This window comes from Paraburkholderia sp. BL17N1 (assembly GCF_003634175.1).
Classification (GTDB): domain Bacteria; phylum Pseudomonadota; class Gammaproteobacteria; order Burkholderiales; family Burkholderiaceae; genus Paraburkholderia.
This window is the reverse complement of the sequence record NZ_RBIW01000002.1, coordinates 1783543-1799944: the sequence shown is the minus strand read 5'-3', so window position 1 is coordinate 1799944 and position 16402 is coordinate 1783543. Positions and strand designations below refer to the sequence as shown.

Here is a 16402-nt window from a genome sequence, read left to right as displayed (position 1 = left end):
CAGGCGAAGCTCAGGCGATAGCGGCCGTGGCGCGCATGGTCAGATAGCCTTCGTGGTCTTTGGCCCACAACTCGATGATCTTGCCGTCGGCGGAAGGCTTGCCGCACACCGTGAAAGCCTGGCCGGCGAAGGTTGGACGCACCGCCTTGAAAGCGAAACTTTGCAGCGTGGCCTGCGGTTGTTCGCGGCGCACAAGGTCGACCAGCAGGGTTGCAATCAACGGACCGTGGACGATCAGGCCTGGATAGCCTTCGACTTCCGTGACGTACGGATAGTCGTAGTGAATGCGGTGACCGTTGAAGGTCAGCGCCGAGTAGCGGAACAGCATGACGGCGTCGGCGTCGATCGCGCGGCGCCACGTTTCGCCTTCCGGCGCGAGTTGCGGCTGCGGCGGACGCGCGCCTTCCTGCGGCGCGTCGCGATAGACAATGTCGTGTTCTTCTTCGAGCTTCAGTTCGCCGCCGGCTTCGATAGTGTGCTGCACCGTGACGAATACGAGACGGCCGGAGCGGCCGGTCTTGTCTTCGATATTGGCGATGGTCGAAGTGCGCGTGGCATGCTCGCCCACCTTGAGGGGCGCGTGAAAAGTCAGGCGGCCGCCGGCCCACATGCGGCGCGGCAGCGGCACGGGCGGCAGGAAACCGCCGCGCTTCGGATGGCCGTCCGGGCCGACTTCGGACATCGGCGCAACCGGTAGAAAGTACAGCCAGTGCCACAGCGGCGGCACGCTGTCGCCGCTTTCTTCGCGATCGAGCGTGGCGGCCATCGCCTTCAATGGGAAGGCGGTGATGTCGTCTTTGAGCACCTCCTGCTTGTCGAGCCAGTCGTCGAGTTTCTGTGGGGAAGCAGACATGGGCACCGTCTCCGTATACGCGTATTGGGCTTAATAGAGTCTTACTATGAACGAGGCAGCATGTGCTGCGAAGTTTGCATTTTCGAAGCGAGTGTTTGGATTTGCTTAAGGCTCGCTGAATCGCCGCGTGGCGGAGCACTGCGACCAAATCCGTCTGCACATCATGCGCTCGTTGTCGAGGCACCAGCTGTGAACCGCACGAATTGAAAAGCAAGAGTTGGGGTGTGCGGCATCACGCCCGTGCTTACACTCAATCATGGCTACGATCGCTTGATGGAGAAATTATGGATACGGTTGCGAAGGTTAGTGAGTCGCGCACGCTGGATTTGGCGTTGGACCTGAAAGCTGGCGCAGGACAGAAGCCGGAGGTGAAAGCCACTGAAACGGAGACGCGCGGCTCGCCTGCGCAGCGTATCAGTGCGATCGACTGGTTCGATGTCGAAGCAGAATCGAACGCGTACGGCTGCGCGAAGCTGCGCAATCTGCTCAGCTCAGAGGAATGCGATTCGCTGACCGCGCTCTATCCGCACGATGCCTTGTTTCGTAGCCGCGTCGTCATGGCGCGCCACGGTTTCGGCCGCGGCGAATACAAGTACTTTGCTTATCCGCTGCCGACGATGATCGCCGATTTGCGCCGCGAGCTTTATCCGCGTCTCGCGCCGGTGGCGAATCGCTGGAATCAGGCGATGGGGATCGACGTCCGGTATCCGGCCGCGCACGCGGCATTTATCGAGCGTTGCCACGCCGCCGGTCAAACGCGCCCCACGCCGCTGATGCTCCAATATGCGACCGACGACTACAACTGTCTGCATCAGGACCTCTATGGCGAACACGTATTCCCGCTGCAGGTCACGATTCTGCTGTCCGAGCCCGGCGTGGATTTCTCCGGCGGCGAATTCGTCATGACGGAGCAGCGGCCGCGCATGCAGTCGCGTACGGAAGTGGTGCCGCTCCGCAAGGGCGATGCGGTGGTGTTCGCGGTCCATCACCGGCCGGTTCAGGGGACGCGCGGGCCGTACCGGGTGAATCTCCGGCATGGCGTGAGCCGCTTGCGCTCGGGCCAACGACACACGCTCGGAGTGATTTTCCACGATGCGGCGTGAGGCAGGCCGGGTTTGGCTTGCCTTGGTTCGACGTGAGCTCCTGTGCTCCTGCGCTCCTGTGCTACTGACTGCGGCAAAATTCCACACACGCAATTTTGACCAGGTATCATTCGGGAAAACCCGAACCCGCCGGATGCGCTGCACCACCCTTTGCAGCGCTTTCGGCGTGTCTGTTCGAGTGTTATCGCCCGTCGACGGACGGGGTTGTCAGCCGGTGATCCCGGCATGGCAGCCCAGTTCGCCGATATGAAGGTGGTGGGCCGCGCGCCCGCCCTGCCGCAATCGGCCAAAAGCCGGTGGCGGCCAATCAGCCTGGATATCATCGATCATGATTGCCGCCACGTTATCGCGTGTCGCCGACCGTCTGCTAGCCGCGGACGCGGGACTCGTGCGCCTCCATACCGCGCTGCGCGTCGCGCTCGCCTGCCTGCTCGCCGGCGCGGCCACTATCGCGTGGACCGTTTCCCAAGATCAGCCCATTACGCTTGCCGCGCCCGGCATCCTCTTTGCGATGGTCGCGCCGTTGTTCGTGCGCGATGCGCAGCGGACTGCCTGGTTCGGCACGCTCTTCTATCTGTATCTCTGCGCTTGCGTGTGCTTTGCTACGGCGAGCGTGTTGAGCCACTATCCGCTAGCCGGCGATGCGGGCTTCCTGGTGGTGATGTTCATCGGCATGTTGTGCCAGGCATGCGGACCGCGTGCATTGGGCTGCGCGATGCTGGGCGTGGTGTGTTTTTACCTCGGCCTCTATCTGCATCCTTCGACGGCGCATCTCGTGCAGTCGCTTCTGCTGTCCGCGTTCGGCCCGTTGATGGTCGCGCTGGTGGGCCGCGTCATTGTGCCGATGCGAGCCGCGGCGAGCTTTCGCCTCGCCGTTCATACGGTGACGCTGCGCGCGTCGCGCGTGCTTCACGCTCCGGTTGCCGCGCGTCTCTCCGCGTTGAACGAATCCGCGCTGTCGCTCGAAGAACAGTTGGCGCTGCTGAATCCGTCGGATGCGGAAACGATTCGTGAACGGATCGTCGAAGTGGAAGTCGCTGCTGGGCAATATGCGTTTGCATCGGGACCTGTGGATGACGGCGTCAAGGCGAGCGCCGGTGTATTACGTCACGCGATTGCGCGCCTCAAGGAGACTGCGCAAGGAGGCGACGCGCGACGCGTTTCGTCTGCGCCGGCGAGCGCTTCAATTACGCTGACCGCGGCGCAGCGCTTCGCCGACTTGCGCAGCAAGCTCTGCTGGCTCCCCGCCACGCGCGCCACGACCGCTGCATTGCTTGCGATGCTGATCGGCCATTCGCTTTCGCCGGAGCGCTGGTTCTGGGCAGTCATTACGACGTTCGTCGTGTTTCTTGGCACACGGTCGCGCGCGGATACGGTGTATCGCGGTGCGCAGCGTCTCGTGGGGACGCTCGCCGGCGCGCTCGTCAGCGTGTTGCTGGTCGCACCGCTGCATGATTCGCCGGTGTTGCTGGTGATCGCGATGGCCCTGTGCGTATTCGGCTGGGCTTACTACATCTTGAGCGCGTATGCGCCGGGCGTGTTTTTCATCACCGTACTCGTCGGCCTGGTCTACGGCGAACTGGGGTTCGCGATGGGGCCGCTGGTCGAACTGCGGATCGAAGAAGTGCTGGTAGGCTGTCTCGTGTCGTTCGCCGTCGCGATTCTGATGATGCCGCTTGCAGCCACGCGGCATGTCGAGGCGAGGCTTGCGGCGGTGCTGGGCGCGCTACGCGACGTCGTGCGGCTCTCTGGGGCAGGCGCGCAGGCGGGTGACGCGGTTGCCGCGATGCGCAAGCTCGATCGCGGTTGGCATGATCTGCGGATCGCGCTGCGGCCGCTGCAGACGCAACGCGTGGTGGTGTGGAATCCGGATGTCGAGTTGGCGACGGGTTCGTTGTTGTGTTGCCTGCATTGGGCGCGGGTACTGAATGGGCCTGCGCGACGCAGCGTATTGCAGGAAGCGGTAGCGCTCAATGCGGCGGAGGTAAGCGCGGCGCATGTCGAGTCGATCGTGGCGCGGCTCGATACTTTGATTGCGCGTTATGGCGGCGGCGCGACGGACGCTGCGCGTGGCGGGTCAGATGATCGTGGACCGATGATGCCTGCCGTTGCTTTCGACTTGAACCGGGCGTCGGCTCTTACGCAACTGGACGGCGCCGTCGCGCAGTTGTTCGATCGGTTGACGCAGCCGGTTTCGGATGGGCGGCGCGTTTTCAATTGGGCGTTGAGGGGGAAGAGTGTGTAGAGGGCTTGGGAATGGCGGTAGGTGGAAACTTGTCCACAGAAATTGTTCGCAAGCCTGTGGATAAGTCTCTCCCTACAGCGCTGAACCCCGCGCCATAAGGCTTTGCGGGCCATGTGAGGGGAAATTGAACATTCCCGACAGGCCGCCAAACATCGTTCCCCCGCGTTTCCCCTCAATGGGAAAGGGCCGACATATTAGACATGTGTTTTTTGTAAAGCATTCAAGCTAACGGCGATCCCTAACCAGAGCTAACACGGCAAATGACTTGTTTAAATTCGGACAGGTGAGTTTTCTATGCTGCGGTGTGGGCGCATGGGGGACGACATGGATTTTCCTCACGGAGTCTGGTGATAGGGCTCCTTCGCAATCCACAGGCGCAACAGCCTGATAGTGTCCGGGTTCGTCACAATCACGTCCTGTAATTCCTTCGTCGTATATCCACGTCGCAGAAACGTCGTGGATATACCAGCTACACGACGCTGGATATAAGGCTGCAACCGCACGTTGCGTGATGGCCCTGACGCGCGACGGGCACACCGTGGTCCGTGATCCTGTCGTCGCCTTCAACGATGACGTTGGGCACGACCTCAGGGTGGAGCGGACAGGTCACTTCGCCGCCGTGGTCGGTGGTGTCACCGAGCCGGATGAGATCAATCATGAGTTTGCTCTTCAGCATATGACTAGTGTTGGCAGTTGCGATCATCGATGCGCTTCATTGCAATCGAACGATCTCCAACCGCCACGTCCGGCCCTAAGGCAACTTACTGGCATGTAGACGAACTTCTTGGAGTCCTACCGGTATATGACCTTGGTTTCCGCGAAGCCAAGAGGGGCCTGCGTAATTGATATTCACGTTAGCGGCTGTCGCAAAGATGCGGATACGGGGCCGGGTACCAACTCCGCAACAGGCGAAGAAGTGAGGACGACGCACCAGCTCTTACTGTCGCGCTGCTCAAAGACTGTCCGCTGACCATTGGTTCCAGACGTAGAATCGCTTGCAATGACAAAGTCACGTGAACCAATATGTCGGTGAGACTGCAAAATATTCTCGTCCTGTTCGAAGTCCATACCATATATTTCCGACATGCCCGCCTTTACTGACGGGTAGCAAGACGCGTAGTGCGAGTCGTGCCACAGTTGTGGCAGGGCAACGACTTCGCTGGCGGTCGCGCTGCAACAAACCGCCAGCATGGCGATGCTAAGGAACTTGAGGTACATAATTTACCTGGACGGTTGAAGTTGCGGGTCCCGAAGCTGGCGGAAAGCTATGGCATAGGGCCGGCTGCCCAGGCGGATTTAATGGAGGATAGCTAATTATTTCGTCATGAGAATTGGCGAAATACTGAAAAACATAGTTTTATTAGTGTGCGCATCATATTTCGCCGAAAATTTTATACAGCCTTAGCGTGTGATACGCTCTATTTTCAAGACCATTTTCGCTGCCGTTAATTTCTCTCGTGACACGCAGAATTTGATTCTCACTGACCCCAGCGTCTGCAAGCACATTTATTGTACTTTTAGAGTGGGGTAATCCATGATTTGGCGTTGCCTCCCAATACCAAGTGCCTGTGTCTACAGTGTTGTAGTGGGCTGTCAGGAGGATGTCCGGCGTCGCGATGTTTGGCCTCGTCGGATGCGGATGACTCCACCAGGACGCTGTAAAGTCTTTCCTATTCAGCCATCCTCGATACACCCAGTATTCCGTGTAGTTGTATTTACCCGTTAATTGTTTCATTCCCCTCCCACGGAACTTGTATCCATCGCCAGGGAGATCGTTCCCGTTCGAATGAGCATATGCGGCGTTGCATGATGCTTCGCTTCGATGCTCTTCCATCCACGCGAGCGTTCTTGACTCTTCTGCTCCCTGGCCCAAGAAGTGGGACATTCGCATCGGATTTCGGGCAATAGAGTGCTTTTCCATTAGTCGGTTGAGTGTCGGTCGATAGCGCTCACGTACTTCATTCGATATGGCATTCGATGCCTGTTGCAAGTGACCCCCGGATTTCTGCACATACGTGTTTGGATATATCCTTTCCAACTCTTCACACGAGAGCCAGCGGCACTGTCGGAATTGACGCACAAACGCCGTCGGCGGAAAATTCCAGACCTCATCGGCATGCGGAAAATCAGGATCGCTGACGTCCTACCAAAACGCCAGATCGCGCGCGTGATCCACCAGCTTGCTAAAAGCTGCGTCCGATAACGGACTGGTCAATGCCTCATGCGGACTCCTGAGCCAGTTGTATCGCGCCTCCAGTCCGTCCCGGCTCCATTCCGAAGGAAACTTGCAGACAGCGTGAGCAAGGCGCTGATGAACCGCATCGACACCCAGAGCCCCGACAGCGTCGGCGTGGCTGACATGACCGGAATGATTGACGTCCAGCCACCGCTTCACAGTCGGTGAATCGCACAGGCTGTCGGGAGTGGGGTCATCGTTAATGAAGCTCCAGCCGGCCCACTCCGGGAAATCCGCATCGCTATAGACTCGCACACCAGGTTTCGAAAGATTGATCCAGCCGTCACCGTCTGGCGTCTTCACTTTCCGCCAGTGATTGAAGCGCGCGCCGGCGGGCAGTTGATCGTTGATGCAGCGTCCGAAACGGATCATCTCGAAGATGGCACTCGGAGAGGCCACAGCCATGCCTGGAGCAATTGCCGACAGAGAATCGTCTGTAAAGCGTCCGTGAAGGGCGTTAGCACGCTGATACAGGTTGTACTCTGCCTCTCTTTCCGCGGGCATTGCACCGCACACGGACCAGCTCAAATCCGCGTTCTGCCTGTAGGTCGTCAGAGTGCAATCCTTCTCGTAATGCATGCGGACGACAAGCTCGCAACTGGTTCCCGTCGGCACGAGAGACGGCTGGGGGTGCAACGTCGCGACAGGCGGCGCGCTGTCGTCATCACGGAAAGGGTGTGGTTCGTTGGCAAAGAGCTTCGCACCACGAGGAATGAAGAACCAGTTATCGCCATAGACCGCATCGGTACGAGCCGGGGTGCTGCCCAGCGGCCCGGGGGCGCGCCCGATGAACTTCCTCAGGTTCGCCTCGTTGCAGACGATCTCGAAGTGGATCTGCGGAAACTGCCCGTAAATCTGGCCCGGTGTGCCCAGGATATCCTTGCGATAAACCTTCTTGCCCACGGACAGCGACGACAGCGCGGCCTGGAGGTGCATGTACACCGAGTAATAGGTGACCTTCGCGTTGTCGCCTTCGCCAATTTCCGTATCGTGCCGGATGACGACACAGCCGTCGTCCGTACGCACGTTGCGGTACTGAAGCGTCGGCTTATGGGTCGTATCCGTCTGGCGCACGTACACGATTGTGCCGTCCGCGATGGCGCGCACGGAAGTGACCTGATTGCCGTCCAGCGGGGCTTTCAGATGCGCACCGCCATGCCAGCCAAGATTGAAGCTGACCGGATAGGCGCCGTTGCCCGGCGCACATTCGAGCATGTTGGCGCCACACACATCACCGTCGGGTACGACCGTGTTGCCCGCATCCGCTGTGGGCATTGCGTCATTCTGCTGCGGGCGGGCTGCTGAAAGAAAGGGCGGGCTGATAATCATAGGTCTGTCAGGAGGGAAAGTTACAGCGAATGGATGTAGTCATCAGTGGGCGTACCCGATCCGAACGGAGGGAAGCTCGGTATGCGAGCGTCTGCGTCCTGCACATCCCAACGCCCCTTCTCCAGAATCACCCCCGGCGAGCCGTTAATAATCCCGCTGCCGTTGATCTGGATATACGACCCACCCGCGCCGATCCAGACTTCCTTCGACGCGGTGATGACGACCTTGCCGTCCGAGCTGCTGATCGTGATGTCCTTCAGGGCCGCGAGCGCCATCTGGTCGCCCTGGGCCTGGATATCGACGCGGCCTTTCGCGGCGATCAGTTTCAGCCCGAGCTGGTAGGCGAACATCGAGATCGCGCCGCGCACCGACGCGAACAGTGAGCGCCCCGACGACACGCTCACGTCACGTCCTGCCGTCACCGCATGTCCTGTCCACTCACGATGTGCGTTCCCTGCGCAGCGGTCATTCCGATGCCCGCCGCGCTCGCAACGACAAGATCGGGCCGCGTCATTTCGGGGAACGGATTTTCACGCCAGTGGGCGGTGTCGCCCCGGATCGCGTCATTCTGCGCCTTGATGGCTTTCGCGGCGTCGTGCTGGCTCGCGTCCGACGACTGCGCGTTGTGCTGCCGCGCGAGCTGCGCCATGTCCTCGTGTTGCGCGCGCGCCTGCGTCAGGCGCTGCACCGTCTCGCCCATGTCCTTGGCGGGTGACAGCGCACCGCTGCGCGTCTCGGTGGTCACCAGCATGCCGTGGTTGTGCGGTACGCCCAGCAAATGCCCATGTCGTGGACGCGACCTGAGAACGTGAGATCAGGCGATGCTGGATATAAGGCTGCAACCGCATGTGGCATGGTGGCCCTGACGCGCGACGGAGACACCGTGGTCCGTGATCCTGTCGTCGCCCTCAACGATTACGTTGGGCACCACCTCAGGGTGGAGCGGACAGGGTCACTTCGTCGCCCTTGCGGGCCACGCGCACGCCGCCATAGCGCATGACTTCTGAGGCGGTGATAACTTCGCCGCCGTGGTCGGTGGTGTCACCGAGTCGGATGAGATCAATCATGCGATTGGTCCTTATTGGTGGATGGGGGAAACGGGTTCACAAGGTCAGCCGAATGTATCCAGCCGGTCGTCACGCGCCCCGGATCGGCAACGTTCGCTCCGGGGTCTGCAAACCGCACATAAGAAAACCGATCGCGCGTTCGAAGTACAACGACGCCATCCCATTTGGTTAAATACCCCTTTCTTGCGACAAATTTTCCGTCTTTATAGTCGTAAAAAAGCGACCGATTTTTTATAAGTCGAATGCCAATTGCAGGAATTCTCTTTTCTACTGTGTAGGGAAATGCCCCGGACTCCTCTGGTCCAAATTCAAATGCACCCATAGCATTTCCGCATCCAGCCTGAGTCTTGGACGTCCTAATTATCATAGTGTCGCCCCGTCTATATAGATATCCCCCTATGTCATAATCCTTATTTCTGTCGCCAAACAAAAAAGACCTGTCTTGCGGAGTAAACGTCAGTATCTCTCTAGCCGAATATTCTCCGGAATCCGGTAAATTCCTCCCTGTATGACGTTGCACAAACAGATAGAAGCATGAAGTTTTTCCGTTGTTGGCAGAATAAAATCCTGATAAAAACCCATTATCATCAACTCCTATGAGGTTGGGGCTATCAAATATTAAAACATTTGCCGCCCAGGCATGCGAAGCCACAAATGAAGCAAAGAATAATAAAAGTCCCTTATTTAAATTTTTCATAATATTTACCGAGATGTTCGACATAGTGAGGGTTATACTTTTTCCAGTTACTACCGTTATATGAAGCCGCTACTTTTTCCCACTTGCGCTCTCGTAGACCATCAATGGCGTCGGGCTTGATGTTTTTCATAAAGGCAACAAAAATCTCAACTTGGCCGTTCGTACCCGACATGAATTTATTGGCAAATTCAAATACGCTCGAACATCCACATTTTAAAAAATATTCGCCAAGTATCTGGAATCCTCCCCAAGAGCAAGATTTCAGCGCTGCTTCAAAGTCTAACGTCGACGCACGCACAACCTTTTTATATTGATGCAGCCCTTCGAGGCCGTACCGACCGAGCACTGGGAAACACAGATCGGGGTATCCCGGGTAAGGATTGCCGAGCTTTTTCTTTTTTCCCTTCGATTGTTTATCAGCAGCCTGGCGGGCTTTTTTTGCTTCGGCTTCGACCACCACACAGTCGCCCCGTCCTTTCATGGCTCGATTTCTCATCACACGCAAGTTCCCATGTCGTGGAAGCGACCTGAGCACGTGAGATCAGGCGATGCTGGATACAAGGCTGCAACCGCATGTGGCATGATGGCCCTGACGCGCGATGGGCACACCGTGGTCCGTGATCCTGTCGTCGCCCTCGACGATGACGTTGGGCACGACCTCAGGGTGGAGCGGACCGGTCACTTCGTCGCCCTTGCGGGCCACGCGCACGCCGCCATAGCGCATCACTTCTGAGGCGGTGATAACTTCGCACCGTGGTCGGTGATGTCACCGAGCCGGATGAGATCGGTCATGAGATTTTTACCTCACCGTACGGTAGCCGGCGGTTTACCTGAAGCGCCCCAGATACTTTGGTGTTGGTGAAGTACCCGAAACAGCATGCCCGGCGCGCAGTCAGCCATGCACATTGCACGCCCTTGAGTCACCCGACCGCTGTTGTCGATCGGAAAATCGGAATAGATCAGTGGCTTGACCGGTGACGAACCGTCAATTTCGACCGCATTCGGCATACGTTCATCCAGATCGATCGTGTTACGCTCCATGATGTTGATCCATGGATGACTGATCGTATCCACGGCTTTTGGAAACGCGTAGTTAGGATTTCCGGCATGCACGCATGCGGTTTCAAATTTAAATGACCGTGGCTTCTTTTCTTTTGCCAGAAAGCACATGTCCTCGAATCGATAAAACCGGTAGCCGGTTCGCTTCCCCGTTGCGAGGCTTGTTTCATAATTTTCTTCGTCTATCAACAGATAATCACTGATTTTGTTCTTCCGAATATATGGCAGGTAGGATGGGTTAATATCAGGATCGGGATCGTCAACTGCAAAACTGATATTAAATTTAGCTCGGACGGGGGGCTTTCCTTTCCACAATGGAATTTCATCAAGTGTAACGAAGTCTCTCTTTGGAGTCTTTACGGGCGCCTCGCCTTGGGCGCCGGGAAAGGAATAGTTTTCATCTTGTGTTGCTTGATATTTCCTACATACATCGTTAGATACCATTGCATAACGACTCTTCAAGTCCGCAGGTTGATGCCGGAGGAACAACGCACATCGGGGATGCAAATAAGCGGCCTCATTATCGTAATGTATCTTTGTTCCGTTAAAAAATACTGTTCTTTCCGCTGCTACGCCAATGCGATAGATTCCCAAAAAGATACATGCCGCAAGAAGAATCCCTATCTTTTTTATAATCATAAAAATCCCGTTTCCCTATTCGAGAACATTAATTATTCTTTAACTGTGACATGCATATGCGTGTCATGCGGAATAACCCAGTTAAGCCATGGCGTATAAACCGCTGCTGGCGTCACTTGGTGGTCCGTTCTCAACTCACCGTACAGGGCTGCAAGTTTCTGGCCTCCAGGACCAGTCGGGAACGGATGATTTCTATCGTGATGGTCGTGATTGTGAACCGTAAAATGAATGTTCTCATCGGCATCGTCAAAGTGCGTGACATCCAGCGCAACGCCCATCCTGTGCAATTTGGAACCCAGCATGGGTCGCCATGAACTGGAAAAATCAACCGAGCTGATGTGAAGGCGCCACGCCGCCTTCAGAACGACTGCAAATGCACGCGGGGAGGTCCGGCGCAACGCCTGTTGGACGGTTGTACGATTGCTGGTATTCACAGCATTAGCAACGGCCCGCGCGGCGAACGTCACAGTGATGCCCAGCGCGTCCACCCGGACGCTGAAAGCGGCCATTGAGCGGGAATCCGCTCCCGCGCCATAAATAGGCTGAAGCACCTCTCGCCAGTTAACATTCAGTGACTGGGTGTTGCCAGCCGCGTGGGGCGACGTTTGTGGCTGCGCCTGCGGTAATGGAGAAGCGGGATGTGGTGCGCCGGTGACGGGTCCGGCGTAGGTCTGCGGGTTCGGTTGCACGCCTTGTGTTCCCGGCGCGGCTGCTGGGGCCACTGGCGGAATGGTGCTTCCCGCATTGCCCTGCGGTGCCGCCGGATGTTGTCCGGGAAGTAGGGAACGCGTCAGCGTTTCCGGTGGGCAAAGCCGGGCAATTTCGTCATCCGTGAATTCATGGCTAATTCGCAGCCACAGATCACCGTTCAGATACCCCTGATATTCGTCAGTTGTTCCGGGTTTGAGTCCAAATGTATTTTCGGCGGGCGGGGCACCAAAATGGTTTTCTATTGAGAACCGCTCCTCCAAGTCGGATCTGACCTCGTAAACATGGACCTTGCTGTGCGCGACATCCGGCACCGTCCAGGCAAAAAGCTGGAAGTTGCGGTGCTGTGCATACGCATCGTTAGCAATGTGCAGTGCAATGCGGACGACGTGATCGGGAATATTGATCGGGGGCAGTGAATGTTTGAAACGCTGTCCATCATGCAGGGTGTTTGTCGACACCTTGGCCGGAAAAGTTGCGGTCCTGCCATCTGTACTGTTGTACGGATAGATCACCGCGTGCGTATCGGCATCGACCACCACGTACGGCATTCCGTTTAGGTACGGCGCGGAGTCGGTGACACCTTTGTGCGTGTCGTCATTAGGATACGCAGCGTTATACAGAGGATTGAGGCCGGAATCGTCTCGTGGCGCGCAATAAAAAGTAAAGCTCACCTTGCGCGTCATGCATTGCGCAGTCTGTGTCGGCATGTTCGGTCCGCACGTCATGCTGCCGATCGGGGTTTGATTCGGGCCAGTCATCTATCGTCCTTTTTTCTGAATAAGGAATGCTCAGCAATCGTGGGGATCGTCGTCAGGCGGGGCATCGTCCGGTTGCTGCGCATCGTGCGGATGCGCCGTGAGATTCTGCTCGCTGGCAGTCCAGACGCGCTGGGTCAGGCCGTTTTCGTCCGTTATGCCATACCAGGTTGGCCCGTTCTCTGCGTCCAGTCGGTACGGGTAGTTGCGCAGGATGGCGCCGCTACGGTCCCGAAGCGTGAACTGCGCACTGAAAGGTTTCTCGCCAGGCAGATCGGGCAACGGCATGCGCTTCGAATCTGGATTCTGCACATCCCAACGCCCCTTCTCCAGAATCACCCCCGGCGAGCCGTTAATAATCCCGCTGCCGTTGATCTGGATATACGACCCACCCGCGCCGATCCAGACCTCCTTCGACGCGTTGATGACGACCTTGCCGTCCGAGCTGCTGATCGTGATGTCCTTCAGGGCCGCGAGCGCCATCTGGTCGCTCTGCGCCTGGATATCGACGCGGCCTTTCGCGGCGACCAGTTTCAGCCCAAGCTGGTAGGCGAACACCGAGATCGCACCGCGCACCGACGCGAACAGTGAGCGCCCGGACGACACGCTCACGTCGCGGCCCGCTGTCACTGCATGATCCTGCCCGCTCACGATGTACGTTCCCTGCGTGGCGGTCATGCGGATGCCCGCCGCGCTCGCAACGACAAGATCGGGCCGCGCCATTTCGGGGAACGGATTTTCACGCCAGTGGGCGGTGTCGCCCCGGATCGCGTCGTTCTGCGCCTTGATGGCTTTCGCGGCGTCGTGCTGGCTCGCGTCGGACGACTGCGCGTTGTGCTGCTGCGCGAGCTGCGCCATGTCCTCGTGTTGCGCGCGCGCCTGCGTCAGGCGCTGCACCGTCTCGCCCATGTCCTTCGCCGGCGACTGCGCACCGCTGCGCGTCTCGGTGGTCACCAGCATGCCCCGGTTTGCGCGGACCACGCCCCATGAATCGGTGGCGAGTTCCCAGCCGATGCCGCGCGCCTGTTTGCGTCCCTCGCCGGGCACGATGCGCGTGTTGTAACCCACCACCAGCCGCGAGTTCGCCTGATCGCTCGTCACCTGCGCCTGTAACCGGTCCGGCGTGTCGTCCGCAACGAACTGGTTCGACCCGCTCCCTTCCAGATTGCGACTGAGCAGGCCTGACAGGGCATGGTTGTCCTGTAACGGCCACGGCGGCATGTTGTCCGCGTTGTAGGCCTGCCCGATGACGAACGGCCGGTCCGGGTCGCCGTCGATGAAATCCACGATCACTTCCGTGCCGATGCGAGGCAGGCTGATGGCCCCGTGACCATTGCCCGCCCACGGCGACATGACCCGCGCCCAGCACGACGAGTTCTCGTCCCGGTTCGGCGAACGGTCCCAGCGGAATTTAAGCGTCACGCGGCCATACGGCTCGGTGGACACGACGTTTCTATCGAAGCCCGTCACCACGGCGCTCTGCGGTCCGGTCGTGCGCGGCTTCGGGACCGTGCGCGCCGGACGGAATACATTGGTCGCCGGTTGCACGGTGAAGTCGGTGTCGAACCGGTAGACGCCCGGACCGGTCGATTCCATCGTCTCTTCGGCATCGAGCTTCGCGCGGATCACCATGTATTCCTGGTTCGCCTTGCGATACGGATGGTTCTCCAGATGGAAGGTCGTCCCGCATACGACATTGCGCAGCGCGCCACGGCCTTCGGCGCGCTCGCCGCGCGCGAACAGTTCCTCGATGCGGATCTGTGCGGACTTCTCACCTTCGGCCGGGTCGGTATAGTCGCCGGGCCACTCGTAGCGCGCCAGATCATTGTGGACCGTCTTCTGCGGCTGGACCTTGCGCACGCCAAGATTGGCTTCGGGCTGCTTGAAGTCATAGTCGCCGGTGGTCCAGACGCCCGACTGCAACGTCTGGGCGATATCGAACGCGTCGATATACTCCGCGTCGATCCTGTGGCCCGGCGGGTAGTACGCGAGCGTGTGATACGCCTCGCTCTGCACCGGCTTGTGCGCGCCTACATGGTCCACGAACACCATCCGGTGATAGCCCTTCGAGTGCTCGAAAAACCAGTAGATGCCGTTCTCAGCCATCAGCCGCTGCACGAAACTGAAATCCGTTTCGCCATACTGGACCTGGTAGTCCAGTCGCGGGTATATCCGGCTGGTGCGCCAGGCGCAGGAAAACGGATAGATCCGCAGCACTTCGCGAATGATGTCGATAACATTCTTACGCTGGAAGATCCGGTAGTCCGAGCGCTGCCCGGCAAGCCAGAGGCCGGGTTGCAGCGTGAGCCGGTAATGGCTCTGCCGGTCCTGCTGTTCGACAAAGCGCGCGCTCGTCACGATGCCGCTGATCTCACGCATGCCGCAGCCGATGTTCGACATCCACGAAGGGCCGGAAACCCCGCTCATTCCTTCAAGCTGGATAGCCACGGTCAGCGGCCTGCCGATCATCGCACGCAGGTCAAGGTTCGCCGCGTCGTCGCTGAACATGTCGAGGTCTTGCGTGGTCACCATGTCCAGCGTGTAGGCGTAGATTTCCGACAGGGCTTCCTCGCCACGGATTGATCTGAGCACCAGTGCGGGCTCGCCTGACGGCGATTCCGGCAGCGCCGCGCCGCTCACGGTGATGGTGCGGCGGGTCGAAAAATCCAGCATGAGTGTCCTTCCTCCAGGATGAATGGATGCGGTTGACGGCTACTCAGGCCGCTCAGGCCGTGCTACGGGTGCCCATGCGTGGCGGCCAGAGCGCGACGGGGCCGCGCTGTACCGAGCGCATCGAGGTCTGCACGAAGGTATGCATCGGGACGTGGCGCGCATGGCCAGGAAACGGCCGGCCGGCGATTTCGTCGGGATCGTGGCCGGCGAGGCTCGCGACAAAAAAGGAGAATGTTTCGTCGTCCTTCCGGTCAAGGCCCGCTGCGGCCTGGGCGGAGGCCCACGCCCGGTACAGCAGAGTCAGGTAGCGGTGGTGAAAGATGTCGAGGAAGTTGACGAGCGTCGCATCCCGCCGGTTCTGCTCACGCTCGCGTGCAATCTCGGTCATGTGAATCGGCAGCGGCCCGTTCGGCCCGAACATGCCCAGACTGAGAAGTCGTATCTTCAGGCGCCCGTTGACCTCACGCACGTCGGCAATCTCGCGCGGCGCGAATGCGAGGCTCGGTGCCTGGCCGAGACGGAACGGCTCCGCCTGCGGACGCCGCGCGGTGCCGACCGGGTCAATGCGGGGATCGGCGCCGATACGGCGCAGCAGGGAAATAAACCCGTAGCGCCAGGGTTCGGCCATCAGACGTTCAACGCTTTCCGGTGAAAGCGCCACGCCGGGCATGGGCAGATCGAAGCGGACGCGCTCCATCAATCACGACGCGCCTATTGCGGCCCGCACGGGAAAGACAGGAGCCGTGAGGCGTGGATACGTAAGACGTGGATACCTGTCGCAGCGTACAGCTTTCATCGTTTGACCTCTTCCCCGAGTTCTTTCAATCATCGGGGATAGTCGTTGGATAGTCAGCAGGACTATTTCGCAATAACGCTGGGAAATGTCAGCGACGTCCAGTTGCATTGACGGTTATCTACCCCGTCCTGAGCATGTTATGTATCGTGCATCGACACGGGCCATCGGGCTGGCGTCGGCGCAGGCAACGAGAGAGTGTCCGCAGATCAGGAGGGGAATTGTGCCGACATGCAGAATCA

Annotated in this window: 13 protein-coding genes and 3 pseudogenes; 2 read left to right on the top strand and 14 right to left on the bottom strand. The window is 58.8% G+C overall.

Going from position 1 to position 16402, the window contains the following annotated elements; genetic code table 11:
* Positions 1-10 precede the first annotated feature (10 nt).
* Complete coding sequence (locus tag B0G82_RS27990; protein ID WP_121309738.1) at positions 11-853, bottom strand: MaoC family dehydratase N-terminal domain-containing protein; 843 nt, start codon at positions 851-853, stop codon at positions 11-13.
* A gap of 284 nt (positions 854-1137) precedes the next feature.
* Between B0G82_RS27990 and B0G82_RS27985 the strand changes: the two genes are divergently transcribed.
* Complete coding sequence (locus B0G82_RS27985; protein ID WP_121309737.1) at positions 1138-1956, top strand: 2OG-Fe(II) oxygenase; 819 nt, start codon at positions 1138-1140, stop codon at positions 1954-1956.
* A 207-nt stretch (positions 1957-2163) separates the two neighbouring features.
* Here the strand turns inward: B0G82_RS27985 and B0G82_RS41125 are convergent, their stop codons facing one another.
* Positions 2164-2286: a hypothetical protein gene (locus B0G82_RS41125; RefSeq protein WP_277872805.1), complete on the bottom strand. Its 123-nt coding sequence runs from the start codon at positions 2284-2286 to the stop codon at positions 2164-2166.
* Between B0G82_RS41125 and B0G82_RS27980 the strand changes: the two genes are divergently transcribed.
* Positions 2285-4201, top strand: coding sequence for an FUSC family protein (locus tag B0G82_RS27980; RefSeq protein ID WP_121309736.1), 1917 nt, complete (start codon positions 2285-2287; stop codon positions 4199-4201). The genes B0G82_RS41125 and B0G82_RS27980 overlap by 2 nt on opposite strands.
* Before the next feature lie 469 nt (positions 4202-4670).
* Here the strand turns inward: B0G82_RS27980 and B0G82_RS27975 are convergent, their stop codons facing one another.
* From B0G82_RS27975 to tssG, 12 genes and pseudogenes are all read right to left on the bottom strand, one after another.
* Positions 4671-4859, bottom strand: a complete 189-nt coding sequence (locus B0G82_RS27975) for a PAAR domain-containing protein (protein ID WP_121310886.1) — start codon at positions 4857-4859, stop codon at positions 4671-4673.
* Positions 4860-5573: 714 nt separating this feature from the next.
* A complete protein-coding gene (locus B0G82_RS39535; protein WP_147439583.1) occupies positions 5574-5936 on the bottom strand; it encodes a hypothetical protein in 363 nt (120 codons plus the stop codon).
* 408 nt (positions 5937-6344) lie between these two features.
* Positions 6345-7766, bottom strand: coding sequence for a M23 family metallopeptidase (locus B0G82_RS27970; protein WP_121309735.1), 1422 nt, complete (start codon positions 7764-7766; stop codon positions 6345-6347).
* 20 nt (positions 7767-7786) lie between these two features.
* A pseudogene (locus B0G82_RS27965) lies at positions 7787-8526 on the bottom strand (DUF2345 domain-containing protein); the annotation flags it as partial.
* A gap of 54 nt (positions 8527-8580) precedes the next feature.
* Positions 8581-8833 (bottom strand): annotated as a pseudogene (locus B0G82_RS40195) (PAAR domain-containing protein).
* Positions 8826-9530, bottom strand: coding sequence for a hypothetical protein (locus B0G82_RS39530; RefSeq protein ID WP_147439581.1), 705 nt, complete (start codon positions 9528-9530; stop codon positions 8826-8828). Before B0G82_RS39530 ends, B0G82_RS40195 begins: the two are co-directional and overlap by 8 nt.
* Positions 9514-10011 (bottom strand): N-acetylmuramidase domain-containing protein, encoded by a 498-nt coding sequence (locus tag B0G82_RS27950; protein WP_158608195.1) that lies wholly within the window; start codon positions 10009-10011, stop codon positions 9514-9516. The genes B0G82_RS39530 and B0G82_RS27950 overlap by 17 nt, the downstream gene beginning before the upstream one ends.
* A gap of 60 nt (positions 10012-10071) precedes the next feature.
* Positions 10072-10322 (bottom strand): annotated as a pseudogene (locus B0G82_RS27945) (PAAR domain-containing protein).
* Between the two features lie 12 nt (positions 10323-10334).
* Positions 10335-11228, bottom strand: coding sequence for a hypothetical protein (locus tag B0G82_RS39525; protein ID WP_147439580.1), 894 nt, complete (start codon positions 11226-11228; stop codon positions 10335-10337).
* 32 nt (positions 11229-11260) lie between these two features.
* Positions 11261-12646, bottom strand: coding sequence for a hypothetical protein (locus B0G82_RS39520; RefSeq protein ID WP_147309830.1), 1386 nt, complete (start codon positions 12644-12646; stop codon positions 11261-11263).
* A gap of 81 nt (positions 12647-12727) precedes the next feature.
* Complete coding sequence (gene tssI / locus B0G82_RS27930; RefSeq protein WP_241974853.1) at positions 12728-15367, bottom strand: type VI secretion system Vgr family protein; 2640 nt, start codon at positions 15365-15367, stop codon at positions 12728-12730.
* A 52-nt stretch (positions 15368-15419) separates the two neighbouring features.
* Positions 15420-16064 (bottom strand): type VI secretion system baseplate subunit TssG, encoded by a 645-nt coding sequence (gene tssG / locus B0G82_RS27925; protein WP_277872814.1) that lies wholly within the window; start codon positions 16062-16064, stop codon positions 15420-15422.
* Between the last annotated feature and the right edge of the window lie 338 nt (positions 16065-16402).